The organism is Microterricola pindariensis, assembly GCF_002936985.1.
GTDB lineage: Bacteria > Actinomycetota > Actinomycetes > Actinomycetales > Microbacteriaceae > Microterricola > Microterricola pindariensis.
On the sequence record NZ_MPZN01000031.1, the window covers coordinates 1 to 16,469 of the forward strand.

General features: G+C 70.0%; 15 protein-coding genes and 1 pseudogene. 12 read left to right on the forward strand and 4 right to left on the reverse strand.

Annotated features, from left to right (window positions below):
- The 4 genes and pseudogenes from GY24_RS18085 to GY24_RS10270 all read left to right on the forward strand — a co-directional run.
- Nucleotides 1–157: pseudogene (locus GY24_RS18085) on the forward strand (thiolase family protein); the annotation flags it as partial.
- A gap of 320 nt (nucleotides 158–477) precedes the next feature.
- Nucleotides 478–765 carry a carbon storage regulator CsrA gene (csrA, locus tag GY24_RS10260; RefSeq protein ID WP_104475544.1) on the forward strand — a complete coding sequence of 96 codons (288 nt, stop codon included), beginning with the start codon at nucleotides 478–480 and terminating at the stop codon, nucleotides 763–765.
- A 14-nt stretch (nucleotides 766–779) separates the two neighbouring features.
- The gene (locus tag GY24_RS10265; protein ID WP_104475545.1) at nucleotides 780–1,823 is read left to right on the forward strand and encodes an LLM class flavin-dependent oxidoreductase; all 1,044 of its coding nucleotides are present in this window, start codon (nucleotides 780–782) and stop codon (nucleotides 1,821–1,823) included.
- A 133-nt stretch (nucleotides 1,824–1,956) separates the two neighbouring features.
- Complete coding sequence (locus tag GY24_RS10270; RefSeq protein ID WP_104475546.1) at nucleotides 1,957–3,411, forward strand: glyceraldehyde-3-phosphate dehydrogenase; 1,455 nt, start codon at nucleotides 1,957–1,959, stop codon at nucleotides 3,409–3,411.
- 34 nt (nucleotides 3,412–3,445) lie between these two features.
- Here GY24_RS10270 and GY24_RS10275 read toward each other — a convergent pair whose 3' ends face one another.
- Nucleotides 3,446–4,234: a lysophospholipid acyltransferase family protein gene (locus tag GY24_RS10275; RefSeq protein WP_104475547.1), complete on the reverse strand. Its 789-nt coding sequence runs from the start codon at nucleotides 4,232–4,234 to the stop codon at nucleotides 3,446–3,448.
- Between the two features lie 49 nt (nucleotides 4,235–4,283).
- Entirely contained in the window at nucleotides 4,284–4,679 is a 396-nt protein-coding gene (locus GY24_RS10280; protein WP_104475548.1) for an RNA-binding S4 domain-containing protein, read from the reverse strand.
- 71 nt (nucleotides 4,680–4,750) lie between these two features.
- On the opposite strand from GY24_RS10280, the gene GY24_RS10285 reads away from it, so the two are divergent.
- From GY24_RS10285 to GY24_RS10305, 5 genes are all read left to right on the forward strand, one after another.
- Nucleotides 4,751–5,248, forward strand: a complete 498-nt coding sequence (locus GY24_RS10285) for an NUDIX hydrolase (protein ID WP_104475549.1) — start codon at nucleotides 4,751–4,753, stop codon at nucleotides 5,246–5,248.
- Between the two features lie 10 nt (nucleotides 5,249–5,258).
- On the forward strand, nucleotides 5,259–5,882 hold the full coding sequence (locus GY24_RS10290; protein WP_233279306.1) for a CDP-alcohol phosphatidyltransferase family protein: 624 nt from the start codon (nucleotides 5,259–5,261) through the stop codon (nucleotides 5,880–5,882).
- 59 nt (nucleotides 5,883–5,941) lie between these two features.
- Nucleotides 5,942–6,397 carry an FHA domain-containing protein gene (locus GY24_RS10295; RefSeq protein WP_104475571.1) on the forward strand — a complete coding sequence of 152 codons (456 nt, stop codon included), beginning with the start codon at nucleotides 5,942–5,944 and terminating at the stop codon, nucleotides 6,395–6,397.
- Nucleotides 6,397–7,092, forward strand: coding sequence for a transcriptional regulator FtsR (gene ftsR, locus GY24_RS10300; protein ID WP_104475550.1), 696 nt, complete (start codon nucleotides 6,397–6,399; stop codon nucleotides 7,090–7,092). The genes GY24_RS10295 and ftsR overlap by 1 nt, the downstream gene beginning before the upstream one ends.
- 112 nt (nucleotides 7,093–7,204) lie before the next feature.
- Nucleotides 7,205–7,753, forward strand: a complete 549-nt coding sequence (locus GY24_RS10305) for a MerR family transcriptional regulator (protein WP_083364252.1) — start codon at nucleotides 7,205–7,207, stop codon at nucleotides 7,751–7,753.
- A 239-nt stretch (nucleotides 7,754–7,992) separates the two neighbouring features.
- Here GY24_RS10305 and GY24_RS10310 read toward each other — a convergent pair whose 3' ends face one another.
- Nucleotides 7,993–8,808: a ParA family protein gene (locus tag GY24_RS10310; protein WP_104475551.1), complete on the reverse strand. Its 816-nt coding sequence runs from the start codon at nucleotides 8,806–8,808 to the stop codon at nucleotides 7,993–7,995.
- Nucleotides 8,809–8,884: 76 nt separating this feature from the next.
- On the opposite strand from GY24_RS10310, the gene GY24_RS10315 reads away from it, so the two are divergent.
- Genes GY24_RS10315 through def form a run of 3 tightly spaced genes read left to right on the forward strand, consistent with a single transcriptional unit; the run spans nucleotide 8,885 to nucleotide 14,206 of the window.
- Nucleotides 8,885–12,289 (forward strand): pyruvate carboxylase, encoded by a 3,405-nt coding sequence (locus tag GY24_RS10315; RefSeq protein ID WP_104475552.1) that lies wholly within the window; start codon nucleotides 8,885–8,887, stop codon nucleotides 12,287–12,289.
- Nucleotides 12,290–12,331: 42 nt separating this feature from the next.
- On the forward strand, nucleotides 12,332–13,708 hold the full coding sequence (locus tag GY24_RS10320) for a MinD/ParA family ATP-binding protein (protein WP_233279307.1): 1,377 nt from the start codon (nucleotides 12,332–12,334) through the stop codon (nucleotides 13,706–13,708).
- Between the two features lie 6 nt (nucleotides 13,709–13,714).
- On the forward strand, nucleotides 13,715–14,206 hold the full coding sequence (def, locus tag GY24_RS10325; protein WP_104475553.1) for a peptide deformylase: 492 nt from the start codon (nucleotides 13,715–13,717) through the stop codon (nucleotides 14,204–14,206).
- A gap of 389 nt (nucleotides 14,207–14,595) precedes the next feature.
- On the opposite strand, the gene GY24_RS10330 is transcribed toward def, so the two are convergent.
- Entirely contained in the window at nucleotides 14,596–16,425 is a 1,830-nt protein-coding gene (locus GY24_RS10330; RefSeq protein ID WP_104475554.1) for an AMP-dependent synthetase/ligase, read from the reverse strand.
- Nucleotides 16,426–16,469 lie beyond the last annotated feature (44 nt).

Sequence of the window (16,469 nt, forward strand, 5' to 3'; positions counted from 1 at the left end):
AGCCGGACCGCCCGTGCAGCTCGGCGCGACGGCCATCGCCGGTGCGCTCGTCCGCAGCGGGGTGGACGCCGACCAGGTGCAGGCCGTGATCATGGGCCAGGTGCTGCAGGCCGGCGTCGGCCAGAACCCGGCCAGGCAGAGCGCGATCGAGGCCGGAAGCCCGCGGGGGTCCAGCGGGGCGCCGCGTGCATCGCCGTCCTCGAGCTCGGCGGGGCCCGCGCCGACGCGGACGTCGACTCCCGACTGCTGCGCGAGCGGCAGCTCGGCACGGCGGCCGGGCTGCTCGCCGACCAGCTCTGGCTCGTCGTGGATGTCAGCCGCAAGGACGAGGACACGGCGGCGTGGGTCGCGGCCTGCCGCGAGATCGTCGATGTGCACGGAATCGTGGCGATCGGCGGGGGAGAGACGGCGACGCCGGGCTCCGTCGCCGCCCTCCGCCTCCCCGTGCTCTGGCACACGAAAGGATAGGCTGGGGAAGTGCTAGTTCTGACGCGTAAACCAGGGGAGAAGATCCTCATCGGTGACGACATCGTCATCACCGTGCTCGACGCTCGCGGCGACAGCATCCGCATCGGGGTCGACGCCCCGCGCGGCATCAAGATCCAACGCTCCGAGGTCGTCCAGGCCGTCGCGGAGGCCAACGCGGAGGCCACCGGCGCCGCCGGGAGCGCCGAAGAGCAGCGCCTGGTGCTGAGCCTCGGCAAGCTGGCCCCGCCCGTGCCGACCGCCCCGCCCGTCCCGGGCCCGGCCGCCGCAACAGAGTAGGTAAGGAGAGCGCCATGGCGCGATCAGTGGAACTCGGCGTCGACACCTTCGGCGACGTCACCTTCGACCAGGACGGCCACCCGCTCTCCCAGGGAGAGGTGCTGCGCAACCTCGTGCAGCAGGGCGTGCTGGCCGACAAGGTCGGCCTCGACTTCATCGGCGTCGGCGAGCACCACCGCGCCGACTTCGCCGTCTCGGCGCCCGAGGTCGTGCTGGCGGCCATCGCCGGCCAGACCGAGCGGATCCATCTGGGCTCCGCCGTCACCGTGCTGAGCAGCGACGACCCCGTCCGGGTCTACCAGCGCTTCGCGACGCTCGACGGCATCTCCGGCGGTCGCGCGGAGGTCATCCTCGGCCGTGGCTCCTTCACCGAGTCATTCCCGTTGTTCGGACTGCCACTGGACCGCTACGAGGAGCTGTTCGAGGAGAAGCTCGAACTCTTCGTCGAACTGATCAAGCAGGGCCCGGTCAGCTGGAACGGCACCGTGCGCTCCGGCCTCAACGAGCAGCACGTGTACCCGCACACCGAGTCCGGCACGCTGCGCACCTGGGTCGGCGTCGGCGGCAGCCCGGAGTCTGTCGTGCGCACCGCGCGCCACGGCCTGCCCCTGATGCTCGCCATCATCGGCGGCAGCCCCGTGCGCTTCGCCCCCTACGTCGACCTCTACCACCGCGCGCTCGCCCAGTACGGCCAGCCGCTGCAGCCCGTCGGCATCCACTCGCCCGGCCACATCGCCGAGACCGACGAGCAGGCCAAGGACGAGCTCTGGCCGCACTACGCGGTGATGCAGCAGCGCATCGGCCGGGAGCGAGGCTGGCCGCCGATGACCCGCGAGCAGTTCGAGGAGTCCGCCGGCCCGGACGGCGCGCTCTACGTCGGATCGCCCGAGACCGTCGCCCAGAAGATCGCCGCAGCCGTGCGCGCCCTGCAGGCCTCCCGCTTCGACCTCAAGTACAGCAACGGCACCCTGCCGCACGCGGCGCTGATGAGCAGCATCGAACTTTACGGCACCGCCGTGGCGCCCCGGGTGCGAGAGTTGCTCGAAACGTCAAAATAGGCCGTTCTTAACGCCGTTCCGAGCACGTTAACGGGTGGGCAGGGCATGTCCGCTGCGTAGAGTTATCGATGTCCCATCAGGCAAAGAGGCCCGCACGGTGTACCCACCAGCGCTGGCCGCGCAAAGGAATTTCGTGACTCAGCACTTCACCGACCACCGCACACTCTGGATCAGTCGCGAGGAGCGTGCTGAATCCATGATCCCGATCATCGGCTCGCTCTACCGCGACCACGGGGTGGTGACCTCCGTTCACGGACGTCGACTGCTCAACCGCTCCGCCATCGGCATCCTCAAGGCCCACAAATTCGCCAAGCAGGTCGACGACACCGAGCTGGACCTCGACGACACGCTGCGCGTGCTGGAGGCGCTGCGGGCACTCCGCCCCGGCCCGGCCTCTGTCGACATCGCCCGCCTCGTCTCCGGCTACGCCCAGCGCGGCGCCGGGCAGGAGCTCGCCGACTTCGTCCGCGATGAGATCAGCTCGGTGCTCCCGGCCGAGGGGGCCGCCCCGACCGGCGGCACCGACGTCGTGCTCTACGGCTTCGGCCGCATCGGGCGCCTGCTGGCCCGCATCCTGATCGCCCACGGCGGCCATGGCGACGGCCTGCAGCTGCGCGCCATCGTCGTGCGCAAGGGCTCGGCCAACGACCTGATCAAGCGGGCCAGCCTGCTGCGCCGCGACTCGGTGCACGGCGCGTTCGACGGCACCATCAGCGTCGACGAGGAGAACAACACGATCCTCGCCAACGGCACCCTCATCCAGGTGATCTACTCGAACGACCCCGCCTCCATCGACTACACCGCGTACGGCATCCACGACGCCATCGTCGTCGACAACACGGGCCGCTGGCGCGACGCGGAGGGCCTCGGCCAGCACCTCGCCTGCCCCGGCGTCGCCCGCGTGCTGCTCACCGCACCCGGCAAGGGCGCGTTGAAGAACATCGTGCACGGCATCAACCACGACGCGATCGAGGCGTCGGACACGATCCTCTCCGCGGCGTCCTGCACCACCAACGCCATCACGCCCGTTCTGAAGGCCATCAACGAGCGCTACGGCGTCGTGCACGGCCACGTCGAGACGGTGCACTCCTTCACCAACGACCAGAACTTGATCGACAACTTCCACTCGGGCGACCGCCGCGGGCGCTCGGCGGCGCTGAACATGGTGATCACCGAGACCGGTGCGGCCAAGGCCGTCGCCAAGGCGCTGCCCGAGCTCGCCGGCAAGCTCACCGGCAGCGCCATCCGGGTGCCCACCCCGAACGTGTCGCTCGCGATCCTCAACCTGCGGCTGGAGAAGACGCCGAACCGCGAGGAGGTCAACGCCTACCTGCGCGAGCTCTCGCTCGGCTCGACGCTTCGCCAGCAGATCGACTTCGTCGACTCGCCGGACATCGTCTCGAGTGACTTCGTCGGCTCGCACCGCGCCGGCATCGTCGACGGCCTGGCCACCATCGCCACCGACAACAACCTGATCCTCTACGTCTGGTACGACAACGAGTTCGGCTACAGCTGCCAGGTGGTCAGGGTGCTCGAGGTCATGGCCGAGAGCCACCCGCGGGTGTTGCCGGCACGCGCAGCCGTCTGACCCGCGGGGCAGGGCCCCGTGCCCGCCGGGCGGGTTACGGGGTCTTGCGCGCCCGCTCGGCGGCCTCCGCCTCGCGCCGGAGCTTCCGCTCCGCATCCGCCGCCGCGGCCTCCTCCGGGGTCGGCGCGGTGCCACCCAGGTGGCGGGGCTGCCACCACGCGCCGGTGCCGTCCACCGGGTACTCGCTCTGCAGCGTGTCCACCATCGCCTGCAGCTCCGCGTGCAGGGCGTGGGTGAGCTCGACGGGGTCGGCGGTGGGGCTGATCGTGATGGGCGGGCCGAACGTCACGCTGACGAGCGTCTTGTAGGCGTCCCGCAGCGTCGGCTTGTGGTTCTTGGTCAGCACGCGGTGCCCGCCCCACACGGCGACGGGGATGATCGGCGCCCCGGCCTGGGCCGCGAGCCGCACGGCGCCGGTCTTCAGATCGCGCACCGTGAACGACGCGTTCACGCCGGCCTCGGGAAAGACGCCGAGGAGCTCGCCGGCCTTCAGCGCGGTGACGGCCGAGTCGAAGGCGGCCGCGCCGGCCTTCATGTTCACCGGGATGTGGCGCATCCCGCGCAGCAGGAAGCCCAGCACGGGCTTGGCGAAGACGCTCTCCTTCGCCATGAAGCGCACCTTGCGCCGATTGTGGCACCAGATGACCCACTCGGTCAGTGCGAAGTCCAGGTAGCCGAAGTGCGTGATCGCCAGGATCGCGCCCCCCTCGTTCGGCACGTGCTCGATGCCGGTGACCTTGCGCTGGAGGCGCAGGAGGCCGAAGATCGAGCGCCCCACCGCGACCGCGCTGGAATAGATAGGTTCGCTGCCGTGGGTAGCCATAGCTGAACTTTACGTCCGCATGCATGCCGATATCGACATGTGATGAGGACTATTCTCTTTCCTCATCCGGATCGCGGTTCCCGCGCAGTTTCTCGATCTCGCGGCGGTCGCGCTTCGTCGGTCGCCCGGCGCCCCTGTCGCGCACCGGAAGCAGGGCCAGCTCCGACTTCGGCGGCGGGGGAGGCGTCTTGTCAATGAGGCACTCGGCGGCGATGTCCGCCCCGACGCGCTTGACCACCAGGCGGCGCACCTCGACGATCCGGTCGAAGCCGGAGATCCGGATGCGCACCTCGTCGCCGATCCGCACGCCCTGCGCCGCCTTGACCCGCTCGCCGTTGATGCGCACATGGCCGGCCCGGGAGGCCGCCGTTGCCGCGGAGCGCGTCTTGAACAGCCGAACGGCCCAGAGCCAACTGTCGACGCGTGCCGTGCCTTCCTGTGCCATCCCTCAAGACTAGGGGAGTCCCGGTGCCCGGCCTCGGGGTCGGGGGAGCGTAGCCTTGCAACGGAGGCACCATGACCCTGAACCCTTTCCCGCCGGCATCCGCACCGCGCGACAGCGGCGACGCCTGGGTGTTCGGCCCGGACGGCAGCAAGTTCTGGGGCCGCTATGGGGCGGCCGGCCTGCTGGTCGCCGACCGGAGCCGGGGCGTGCTGTTGCAGCACCGCGCAGAGTGGAGCCACCACGGCGGCACCTGGGGGCTGCCGGGCGGTGCCAGGCACGCGGGTGAGAGCGCGGCGGATGCCGCCCTGCGCGAGGCCAACGAGGAGGCCGGCGTTCCGGCCGCCGCCGTGCGGGTGCTCGGGACCTCCGTGCTGGACCGCGGCGTGTGGAGCTACACCACCGTGATCGCCGAGGTGGTGACGCCGTTCGAGGCGGTCATCAGCGACCCGGAGAGCATCGCGCTGGAATGGGTGCGGCCGGAGCTGGTCGCGGAGCGCGCCCTGCACCCGGGCTTCGCCGCGAGCTGGCCGAGCCTGCGCCTCCGCCTCCCCGGCACGGCCGCTGGCTAGACTCGACACCGTGAGCGGGAACGAGACCGGGCAGGCGCAGGTGAGCGACCGGGTGCTCACGGTGCCCAATCTGCTCAGCTTCTCCCGGCTCCTGCTGGTGCCCGTCTTCCTCGCCTTCCTGGTGCAGGGGCAGGATGCCGCGGCCCTCATCGTGCTCGTCATCTCCAGCGTCAGCGACTTCCTCGACGGCTACATCGCCCGTCGGTTCAACCAGATGAGCAGGCTCGGCCAGCTGCTCGACCCGGCCGCCGACCGGCTCTACATCTTCGCCGCGATCATTGGGCTGGCCTGGCGCGACCTCGTGCCGTGGTGGATCGTCGGGCTCATCGTCGGCCGGGACGTCTTCCTGCTCGTGCTCGGCGTGATCCTGGCCAACTACGGCTACGGCCCGCTCCCGGTGCACCAGCTCGGCAAGGTGGCCACCTTCGCCCTCTTCCTCGGGCTGCCGCTGATCATGCTGGGGCTGGCCCTGCCGGCGATCGCCGTGTTCAGCCAGCCCATCGCCTGGGCGGTCACGCTCTGGGGGGCGTTCCTGTATTGGTGGGCCGGCGCCATCTACCTGATCGAAACTGTGCGCGCGATTCGCCTTCCCCGCGCATCCCTGCCCCGCCAATCCGATACGCTGGAACCCTAGGGGAGGTTACCGTGGGCGATTCCGAGCAGAAGAACTCGAACAACGAGGGTGCTGCGCCGTTGAACCACACACAAGCGCACCCGAAACTGGTGGACACGACGCTGGCTTTCAGCCGCGAACTGGCCGCGCAGCTTGTGTCGATCGACGGCGATATCAGCGAGGAAGAGGCGGATGCGATCTCTGCGTTGCCCTCCGGATCTGCGATTCTGATCGTTCGCCGTGGCCCCAATACAGGGGCCAGATTCCTCCTGGACGGCGACGTCACGAGCGCCGGCCGCCACCCGGATGCCGACATCTTCCTCGACGACGTGACCGTCTCGCGCCGCCACGCCGAGTTCCTGCGCCACGGCACCGCGTTCGAGGTCAAGGACCTGGGCTCGCTGAACGGCACCTACTTCGACGGCGTGCGCATCGAAACCGCACTCCTCAGCGATGGAGCAGAAGTCCAGGTGGGCAAGTTCCGCCTCACCTTCTACGCCTCGCGGCGCGACCTGGCACAAACGGCGAGCGAGTAGTGCCCGCCTCCACGGCCAGGGCTCGCAGCGCCGGGCCGGCCCCGATGCTGAGCATCGGGCAGGTGCTGGCCAGGCTGAACCCGGAGTTTCCCGACCTCACCCCCTCCAAGCTTCGTTTCCTGGAGGAGCAGGGGCTGGTCACGCCGGCGCGCACCGAGTCCGGCTACCGCAAGTTCTGCGCCGCCGACGTGGATCGGCTGCGGCTGATTCTGTCGATGCAGCGTGACCAGTACCTGCCGCTCAAAGTGATCCGCACCTACCTCGACGAGCTGGACGCCGGGCGCGAGCCCGCCCTGCCGGGGGTCGTCTCCGGTCCGTCCATGCTCTCCGCCGTGCGCCGCTACAGCCGCGACGAGCTGCTGCGCGAGTCCGGCGCCTCCGCCGCGCTGCTCGACGACGCCATCTCCGCCTCGCTCGTCTCGCCCTCCGAGGTCTACACCGACGACACCCTCAACGTGGTGTGCGCCCTCGTCGAGCTGCAGCGATCCGGCATCGAGCCGCGCCACCTCCGCGGCTTCCGCGGGGCGGCGGAGCGCGAGCTCGGCCTCATCGAATCGGCCCTCGCACCGCTCGCGAGGCGCCGGGACTCCTCCAGCAGGGCACAGGCCGCGGAGCGCGCGCATGACATCGCCGGGCAGCTCGCGGTGGTGCGCAGCAGCCTGATCCGCTCCGCGCTCGGCCGCCTGACATCATGACCCGGCGACACGCCGAATCCATTGCGCGGATGTCGTTGCCGGGCGGCCTCGCTGTCGATAGCGTTGCACGTGTGGGGCGAACGACGCCCCGCACCGTTTGAGAGGCAATCGCATGAGTGAACTCAGTCGAAGCGAGCACGACCGCTACGACCTCGGTCTGCTCTTCACCGACGGCCTGCCCGAACTCGACGACTCCGCCGGTTACCGCGGCGCGGTCGCGGCCCGTGCGGCCGGCATCACCTACCGCCAGCTGGACTACTGGGCTCGCACCGAGCTCGTCGAGCCCACCGTGCGCGGGGCCGCCGGCTCCGGTTCGCAGCGGCTCTACGGCTTCCGCGACATCCTCGTCCTCAAGCTCGTCAAGCGCCTGCTGGACACCGGCATCTCGCTCCAGCAGATCCGCACGGCCGTCAACCAGCTGCGCGAGAGCGGGGTCAGCGACCTCGCCCAGACCACCCTGATGAGCGACGGCGCCAGCGTTTACCTCTGCACCTCCGACGACGAGGTCATCGACCTGGTCAGCCGCGGGCAGGGCGTCTTCGGCATCGCCGTCGGCAAGGTGCTGCGCGAGGTGGAGACCAGCCTGGTCGAGCTCAACGTGCAGACGGATGCCGGCGACGAGCTCGCCGCCCGCCGCGCCACCCGCAAGAAGATCTCCTAAGCGGATCTCGATACGGCCGCAGACGGCCTACTCGATCAGCGGAAGTCTCACGCTGGGCGCCGCCGCTGGGTGGGCCTGCATCCGGTTGTTGATCCTGCATCCGCTGGGTGGGCCTGTCGACACCGGGCACCGTCTGCCGGTCAGCGGATGCGGGCCGCGAAAGGGCGTGTTTCGGCACGTTTCCACGGCGCGTCGGCTGTCGCATCCGCTGAACGGCTGACGGCGCGAGCCAACCGGGACTAGGCGGTGGGCGTCTCCGCGTACTTCTCGATCTTCGCGGTGCGCAGCACCCGGTCCAGCAGCTGGTCGAAGTAGCGCGCCATCTCCTGGGCGCTGTCGCCCGGCCAGATGTGCAGCGGCTGGGCCGCGCCCTGCGCCTGCTGCAGCGAGGTGCGCTCGGGCAGCTGGGGGCTGAGCACCAGCGGGCCGAACATGTCGCGCAGCTCCTTGATGCGGAACTGGTGCTCCAGCGAGGCGGTGCGGGCGCGGTTCACGATGATGCCGAGCGGCTGCAGGCGCGGCGACAGGCCGCGGCGGATCTCCTCGATCGCGCGCAGCGCGCGGTCGGCGGCGGCGACCGAGAACAGGCCGGGCTCGGTGACGACGGCGACGCGGTCGCTGGCCGCCCAGGCGGTGCGGGTGAGCGCGTTCAGCGACGGCGCGCAGTCGATGAGGACGAGTTCGTAATCTTTCTCAACATTCGCCAGGGCCTCTTCGAGCTTCCAGATGTCGCGGATGCTCGGGTGCGGGCCGTCGAAGTTGATGGCGGACGGGCTGCCGATCATCACGTCGATCACGCTGCCGGCGCGCCCCTTGGTCCAGCCGGAGGGCGCGATGGCCGAACGCACGACCTTCTCTTTGGGCGCGGCGAGCACATCGGCGACATTGAGGTGGCCCGCGAGCTGGATGTCCATGCCTGTCGACACGTCGGATTGTGGGTCCAAATCCACCACGAGGGTTCGGATGCCGCGCGCGAAGGCCGCCGATGCAAGACCCAGAGTCACTGTGGTCTTGCCGACGCCTCCCTTGAGGGAGCTGACGGAGAGAACGTGCACAAGAAGACACGTTACCTTCACTAGTCTTAGAGAACCTAACCGTCGGCTGAATGCCCGGGGCGTTTGAAAGGCTTGCATGTTCCAGAAGATCCTTGTTGCCAATCGAGGCGAGATCGCCATTCGCGCATTTCGTGCTGCAGTCGAGCTCGGGGCGAAGACCGTCGCGGTGTTCCCCTATGAGGACCGCAACTCCCTGCACCGCCTGAAGGCCGACGAGGCCTACCAGATCGGTGAGCCGGGTCACCCGGTGCGCGCCTACCTCGATGTCAACGAGATCATCCGGGTCGCTCTCGACAGCGGCGCCGACGCCATCTACCCCGGCTACGGCTTCCTCTCCGAGAACCCGGAGCTGGCCGAGGCCGCCCACGCCAACGGCATCACCTTCATCGGCCCGCACAAGGAAGTGCTGGAGATGGCCGGCAACAAGGTCACCGCCAAGGAGCACGCCATCGCCGCCGGCGTGCCCGTGCTGAAGTCCACGCCGCCCTCGCGCGACGTCGAGCTGCTCATCTCCCAGTCGGACGAGATCGGCTTCCCCATCTTCGCCAAGGCCGTCGCCGGCGGCGGCGGGCGCGGCATGCGCCGCGTCAACACCAAGGACGAGCTGCGCGGCGCCCTCGAAGAGGCCATGCGCGAGGCGGACAGCGCCTTCGGCGACGCCACGATGTTCCTCGAGCAGGCCGTGCTGCGGCCCCGCCATATCGAGGTGCAGATCCTCGCCGACAGCCAGGGCGGCACCGTCCACCTGTTCGAGCGCGACTGCTCCGTGCAGCGCCGCCACCAGAAGGTCGTCGAGATCGCCCCGGCGCCGAACCTCAGTGACGAGAAGCGCGCCGAGCTCTACGCCGACGCCATCGCCTTCGCCAAGTCGATCAACTACGTCAACGCCGGCACGGTCGAGTTCCTGCTCGACACCGCGGGCGAGCGCGCCGGCCAGCACGTCTTCATCGAGATGAACCCGCGCATCCAGGTCGAGCACACCGTCACAGAAGAGGTGACGGACGTCGACCTCGTGCAGGCGCAGATCCGCATCGCGGCGGGGGAGACCCTGGCCCAGCTGGGCCTGGAGCAGAAGGACATCAAGCTCCGCGGCGCCGCACTGCAGTGCCGCATCACCACCGAGGACCCGACGGCCGGCTTCCGCCCGGACACCGGCAAGATCACCACCTACCGCTCGCCGGGCGGTGCCGGCATCCGCCTCGACGGCGGAACCATCAACCCGGGCGCCCAGATCAGCCCCCACTTCGACTCGATGCTGGCCAAGCTCACCTGCCGTGGCCGGGACTTCGAGGCCGCTGTCGCCCGCTCCAAGCGCGCGCTGGCCGAGTTCCGCATCCGCGGCGTCTCCACCAACATCTCCTTCCTGCAGGCCGTGCTCGAGGACCCGTCCTTCGCCGCCGGCGATCTGAGCACCTCCTTCATCGACGAGCGCCCGCAGCTGGTGCGCGGCCGCGTCTCCAAGGACCGCGGAACCAAGATCCTCAACTGGCTGGCGGATGTCACCGTCAACCAGCCCAACGGCAAGCCGGTCTCCCTCGTGCACCCGACGGACAAACTGCCGAAGATCGACCTCAGCGCCCCGGCGCCGGCCGGATCCCGGCAGCGTCTGCTGGAGCTCGGCCCGGTCGGCTTCGCCGCGGCCCTGCGCGCGCAGACGGCCCTCGCCGTCACCGACACCACCTTCCGCGACGCCCACCAGTCGCTGCTGGCGACCCGCGTGCGCACCCGCGACCTCGTGGCCGTCGCACCCTACGTCTCGCACCTGACCCCCGAGCTGCTCTCGGTCGAGGCCTGGGGCGGCGCCACCTACGACGTCGCGCTGCGCTTCCTCGGCGAGGACCCCTGGGAGCGCCTGGCCGCCCTCCGCGAGGCCCTGCCGAACATCAACATCCAGATGCTGCTGCGCGGCCGCAACACGGTCGGCTACACGCCGTACCCGACCGAGGTGACCGACGCCTTCGTGCGTGAGGCCGCCGCGACCGGCGTCGACATCTTCCGCATCTTCGACGCCCTGAACGACGTCTCGCAGATGCGCCCGGCCATCGACTCGGTCCTGGCCACCGGCAGCACCGTCGCCGAGGTCGCCCTCTGCTACACCGGCGACCTGCTCGACCCGGCCGAAGAGCTGTACACGCTGGACTACTACCTGCGCCTGGCCGAGCAGATCGTCGACTCCGGCGCGCACATCCTCGCCATCAAGGACATGGCCGGCCTGCTGCGCCCGAGCGCCGCCGAGAAGCTCGTCGGCGCCCTGCGCGAGCGCTTCGACCTGCCCGTGCACGTGCACACCCACGACACCCCGGGCGGCCAGCTTGCGACGCTGCTCGCCGCGGCCCGCGCCGGCGCGGACGCCGTCGACGTGGCATCCGCCCCGATGGCCGGCACCACCAGCCAGCCCTCCGCCTCCTCGCTCGTGGCCGCCCTCGCACACACCGAGCGCGACACGAACATCTCGCTGGACGCCGTGTCGAGCCTCGAGCCGTACTGGGAGGCCGTGCGCCAGGTCTACCGCCCGTTCGAGTCCGGCCTGGCCGGCCCGACCGGCCGCGTCTACAAGCACGAGATCCCCGGCGGCCAGCTCTCCAACCTGCGCCAGCAGGCGATCGCACTCGGCCTGGCCGACGACTTCGAGCTCATCGAGGACATGTACGCCGCCGCCAACTCGATCCTCGGCCGCGTGCCCAAGGTCACCCCGTCGTCGAAGGTCGTCGGCGACCTGGCCCTGGCCCTGGCCGCGGTGCGCGCCGACCCGGCCGACTTCGCCGCGAACCCGGAGAAGTACGACGTGCCGGACTCGGTCATCGGCTTCATGGCCGGCGAGCTGGGCGAGCTGCCCGGCGGCTGGCCGGAGCCCTTCCGCAGCAAGGTGCTGGCCGGGCGCAACGTCCGCATCGGCGTCACCGAGATCAGCCAGGAGGACCGTGACGGCCTCGCCGGCGACAGCGACACCCGCCGCTCGACCCTGAACCGCCTGCTCTTCCCGGCGCCGACGCGCCAGTTCGAGCAGATCCGCGAGCTGTTCGGCGACCTCTCCAGCGTCGACACGCTGGACTACCTGTACGGCCTGCGCGCCGGCGGCGAGCACGTCGTCGAGATCTCGAAGGGCGTGCGTCTCTACGCCGGCCTCGAGGCCATCGGCGAGGCCGACGACAAGGGCATGCGCACCGTCATGACCATCCTCAACGGCCAGCTGCGCCCCGTCTTCGTGCGCGACCGCAGCATCACCGTCGAGGCCAAGTCGGCCGAGAAGGCCGACACCTCCCAGCCCGGCCAGATCGCCGCGCCGTTCTCCGGCGTCGTCACTCTGCAGCTCGAGGTGGGGGCCGCGGTCGAGGCCGGGCAGACCGTCGCCTCGATCGAGGCCATGAAGATGGAAGCGGCCATCACCTCGCCCGTCGCGGGAGTGATCGAGCGCCTCGCGATCCCCAAGACGCAGCAGGTGGATGCCGGCGATCTTCTTGTGGTTGTGCGTCCGCGCTAAGGTTGAACCGCTACATCTGCGCGAAATAAGGGGAAAGACACCGTGCCCAACACGAAGACGAGCGACGACGAGTTCCACAGCGAGCTGCCACCGGAGACGGTGGACAGCCTCGCGTCGTCGTTGCCCGAGAGCCTGAGCATTCAGGTCGATCTCCCGGCCGCACCGGCCAGAGTGATGCCGGCCGACGAGGTCGCCGTGGCGATCGACGAGGTCGCCGTCAACCCGGGCTACGTCGAGTCGTCCGCGCCGTCGACGACCTCGATCGAGGTCGTCACGCCGCCGCTGCGCCGCTCCAGCTATGCGGCGGTGGCCTCGGCCGCCGCGGCCCCGGCCGCCTCGCCGTACGAGGCCCTGCTGGCGACGGATGCCGCGGCAGCAGCCGCCCAGCACTCCCGGCGCGACCGGGTGCGCTCGGAGCACGTCGACATGGCTGGCGGCTACGAGGCGCCCGTCGAGCACAGCCGCGGCGACGGCCCGGAAGACGCCGGCATGCTCACCGCCGACCGCCTGCTCGAGGTCAACCGGCGCACCCGCCCGGCCCCCAAGGGCGGCTGGAACCGGTTCGTCTACAACGCGACCTTCCACGGCGTGAACCTCGGCGACTCCGCCAAGGTGCGCGCCGAGCAGGCCATGACCGACCGCATCGCCAAGCAGTTCACCGGCGGCACCCGCTTCGTGCCGATCCTCACCCGCAAGGGCGGCGTCGGCAAGACCACCGTCACCACGCTGCTCGGCATGGCCCTGGCCGATGCCCGCGAGGACCGCATCATCGCCGTGGACGCCAACCCGGACCGCGGCACCCTCTCGGAGCGCGTCACCAAGCAGACCCGCGCCACCGTGCGCGACGTCGTCACCAAGGCGCACACCATCACCGGCTTCACCGACTTCTCCTCGCTGGTCTCCCGCGACGAGACGCGCCTGGACATCCTCGCCTCCGACACCGACCCGATGCTCTCCGAGGCCTTCGACGAGAACGACTACAACGTCGTGGCCGACCTGGCCGCCCGGTTCTACTCGATCGTGCTGACCGACTGCGGCACCGGCATCGTGCACTCCGTGATGCGGGCCACCCTGCAGCGCGCCGATTCGATCGTGATCGTCTCCGGCGGCAGCGTGGACGAGGCGCGCCTGGCATCCGAGACCCTCACCTGGCTCGAGGCGAACGGCTACGGCGACCTCGTGCGCAATGCGGTCGTCGCGATCAACACGGCCACCCAGGGCACCAACCTGGTCAAGCTCGAGGAGATCGAGTCGCACTTCCAGTCGCGTGTGCGCGAGATCGTGCGCATCCCGTACGACCCGCAGCTGGCTGCCGGCTCCGTCGTCAACTACGAGGACCTCAAGCCGCTCACCCGCCACTCCGCCCGCACCCTCGCCGCGCTCGTGGTCGAGGGCCTGCCCGCCGACCGGGGCATGTAAGCGCGCATGACCGTCCGTGAGATCCGCCTCTTCGGCGACCCCGTCTTGAAGACCGTTTCCGAGCCGATCACCGTGATCGACGCGCGCGTGCGCTCGCTCGTGCAGGACCTGATCGACAGCGTCAAGCTGCCCGGCCGGGCCGGCGTCGCCGCCCCGCAGATCGGCGTCAACCTGCGCGCGTTCAGCTACAACGTCGACGGCGAGGTCGGGTACATCCTGAACCCCGTCATCGAGGAGCTCTCCGGCGAGCCGGAGGCCGTCGGCGAGGGCTGCCTCTCGGTGCCCGAGCTCTGGCACGACACCGTGCGCTACCCCTTCGCCCGGGTGAGCGGCGTCGACCTCGACGGCAAGCCCGTCGAGCTCTCCGGCACCGGCCTCATGGCGCAGGCGCTGCAGCACGAGACCGACCACCTGGACGGCAAGCTCTACCTCGACCGGCTGACGGGCGACGCCCGCCGCCTGGCGATGAAGCAGGTCCGCGAGTCCAGCTGGTTCTAGCGCGGATGCCGCGGCGCCCGTCGCCGCGGGCGTCTCTCCGCGCGTCGGCTTGAGCCGCCTGCCGCCGCGGACGCCTCCCCGCACGTTGGCTTGAGCCGCCGGCCGCGCCGCGGGCGCCTCTCCGCACGTCGGCTCGAGGTGGCCGCGCCGCGAGGAACGAGCAGCGCAGCCGCCGAAGCCTGGGAGCCAACCCGACACGGTCGCCCAAGCATCCGGTTTCTGCACGGTGTTGGCTTCGGTCGCTGGCGCTCCCTCGAGCCAACGGGGAGTTCTCACAGGCTGAGCCTGTCGAAACCCCCGAGTTGCCCCGTGCACGCTCGAACGACGAAGCGGGCCGGCCACCGAGGTGACCGACCCGCTCCGAGCGCACGCGCGACTGCGCCCACGCGCTACTGCTGGACGCTGATGCCCTCCGTGGCGGGGGCGCCGGCGTACATGCTGTCGATCTCGCCCGCGAAGTCCGCGAGGATGATGTTGCGCTTGATGCTGAGCTTCGGCGTGAGGTGGCCGCTGGCCTCCGTCAGCTCCAGCGGCAGCACCCGGAACTTGCGGATCGACTCGGCCCGCGACACCGTCTCGTTGGCGGCGTCGACGGCGCGCTGCAGCTCGGCCAGCACGGCCGGGTTGGCGCACGCCTCGTCGAGTGTCATCGCGGCATCCTCGCCGTTGTTGTTCAGCCAGACCGGGAGCATCTCCGGGTCGAGCGTGATCAGCGCGGAGATGAACGGCTTCTGGTCGCCGACGACGACGACCTGGCCGACCAGCGGGTTCGAGCGGATGGGGTCTTCGAGGCCGGCCGGGGCGACGTTCTTGCCGCCGGCGGTCACGATGATCTCCTTCTTGCGCCCGGTGATGGTGAGGAAGCCGTCGGAGTCGAAGGAGCCGATGTCGCCCGTCTTCAGCCAGCCGTCCTCGAACGCGTCGGCGGTGGCCTCCGGGTTGTTCCAGTACTCCTGGAACACGCAGATGCCCGTGACCAGGACCTCGCCGTCCTCGGCGATGCGCACGGCATTGCCGGGGAGGGGCGGGCCGACGGTGCCGATCTTGGACTTGTTCGCGAGGTTCACGGTCGCCGGGGCGGTGGTCTCGGTGAGGCCGTAGCCCTCGAGGATGACGATGCCCAGCGAGTGGTAGAAGTGTCCGAGGCGCTGGCCGAGCGGCGCGGAGCCGGAGACGGCGTACTTGACCTTGCCGCCGAGCGCCGCACGGATCTTCTTCAGCACGAGCGCGTCGAACAGGCGGTACTTGAGCTCGAGGCCGAGGCCGACCCGGCCGGCCTCTGCGGCCTTCGAGTGGGCGATGGCGACATCCGCTGCCTTGCGGAAGATGGCGCCCTTGCCGCCGCCCTCCGCCTTCTGCTCCGAGCTGTTGTAGACCTTCTCGAACACGCGGGGGACCGCGAGCAGGAAGGTGGGCTGGAAGCTGGCCATGGAGGGCAGCAGGAAGCGCGTGTCCGGCTGGTGGCCGACGCGCACGCCGGCCTGCACGCAGAGCACGGTGATGAAGCGGGCGAACACGTGCGCGGTCGTGATGAACAGCAGCGTCGAGGCGCCACCCGGGGCCTCCAGCACCTCCTTGAGCGCGACCTCCGCGTTGCGGGAGAGCTCGACGAAGTTGGAGTGGGTGAGCACGCAGCCGCGCGGCTTGCCGGTCGACCCGGAGGTGTAGATCAGGGTGGCCATGTCGGCGCCGTTGGCGAGGTTGCGGCGGCGCTCGATCTCGGCATCCGGGATCTCGGTGCCGGCGGCGGCCAGCTTGTCGAGGTCGCCGAGGTCGATCTGCCAGACGTTCGCGACGGCGGGCACGTCTGCGCGCACCTCGTCGAAGCGGGCGAAGTGGTCCGGCGTCTCCAGGATCACCGAGGTGGCGCCGGAGTCGGTCAGGTTCCACTGCACCTGGCTGGGGGCACTGGTCTCGTAGATCGGCACCAGGATCGCACCGGCGAACCAGGCGGCGAAGTCGATGAGTGTCCACTCGTAGCGGGTCTTGCTCATCAGGCCGATCTTGTCGCCGGGCTGGATGCCGGAGGCGACGAGGCCCTTGGCCAGGGCGACGACCTGGCGGTGGAACTCCGCGGCGGTGACCGGGGTCCAGCCGTCGCCGTTCGGCAGGGAGAACAGCACCAGATCGGGTGTCGCCGCAACCCGCTGGATCAGCAGGTCAGTGACATTGGCCTGGGGATCGGCCGCCACGAGGGCGGGCGTTGAGAATTCTTGCACGGCAACTCCTTTGGTACCGGAAATGTGATACTCCCACCTTATCG

What these genes read in the sequence shown, in the direction of transcription:
- GY24_RS10280 (WP_104475548.1), bottom strand. Translation starts at nt 4,679, where the DNA reads ATGGCACAGGAAGGCACGGCACGCGTCGACAGTTGGCTCTGGGCCGTT.
- GY24_RS10315 (WP_104475552.1), top strand. Translation starts at nt 8,885, where the DNA reads ATGTTCCAGAAGATCCTTGTTGCCAATCGAGGCGAGATCGCCATTCGC.
- GY24_RS10305 (WP_083364252.1), top strand. Translation starts at nt 7,205, where the DNA reads ATGAGTGAACTCAGTCGAAGCGAGCACGACCGCTACGACCTCGGTCTG.
- def (WP_104475553.1), top strand. Translation starts at nt 13,715, where the DNA reads ATGACCGTCCGTGAGATCCGCCTCTTCGGCGACCCCGTCTTGAAGACC.
- GY24_RS10275 (WP_104475547.1), bottom strand. Translation starts at nt 4,234, where the DNA reads ATGGCTACCCACGGCAGCGAACCTATCTATTCCAGCGCGGTCGCGGTG.
- GY24_RS10265 (WP_104475545.1), top strand. Translation starts at nt 780, where the DNA reads ATGGCGCGATCAGTGGAACTCGGCGTCGACACCTTCGGCGACGTCACC.
- GY24_RS10285 (WP_104475549.1), top strand. Translation starts at nt 4,751, where the DNA reads ATGACCCTGAACCCTTTCCCGCCGGCATCCGCACCGCGCGACAGCGGC.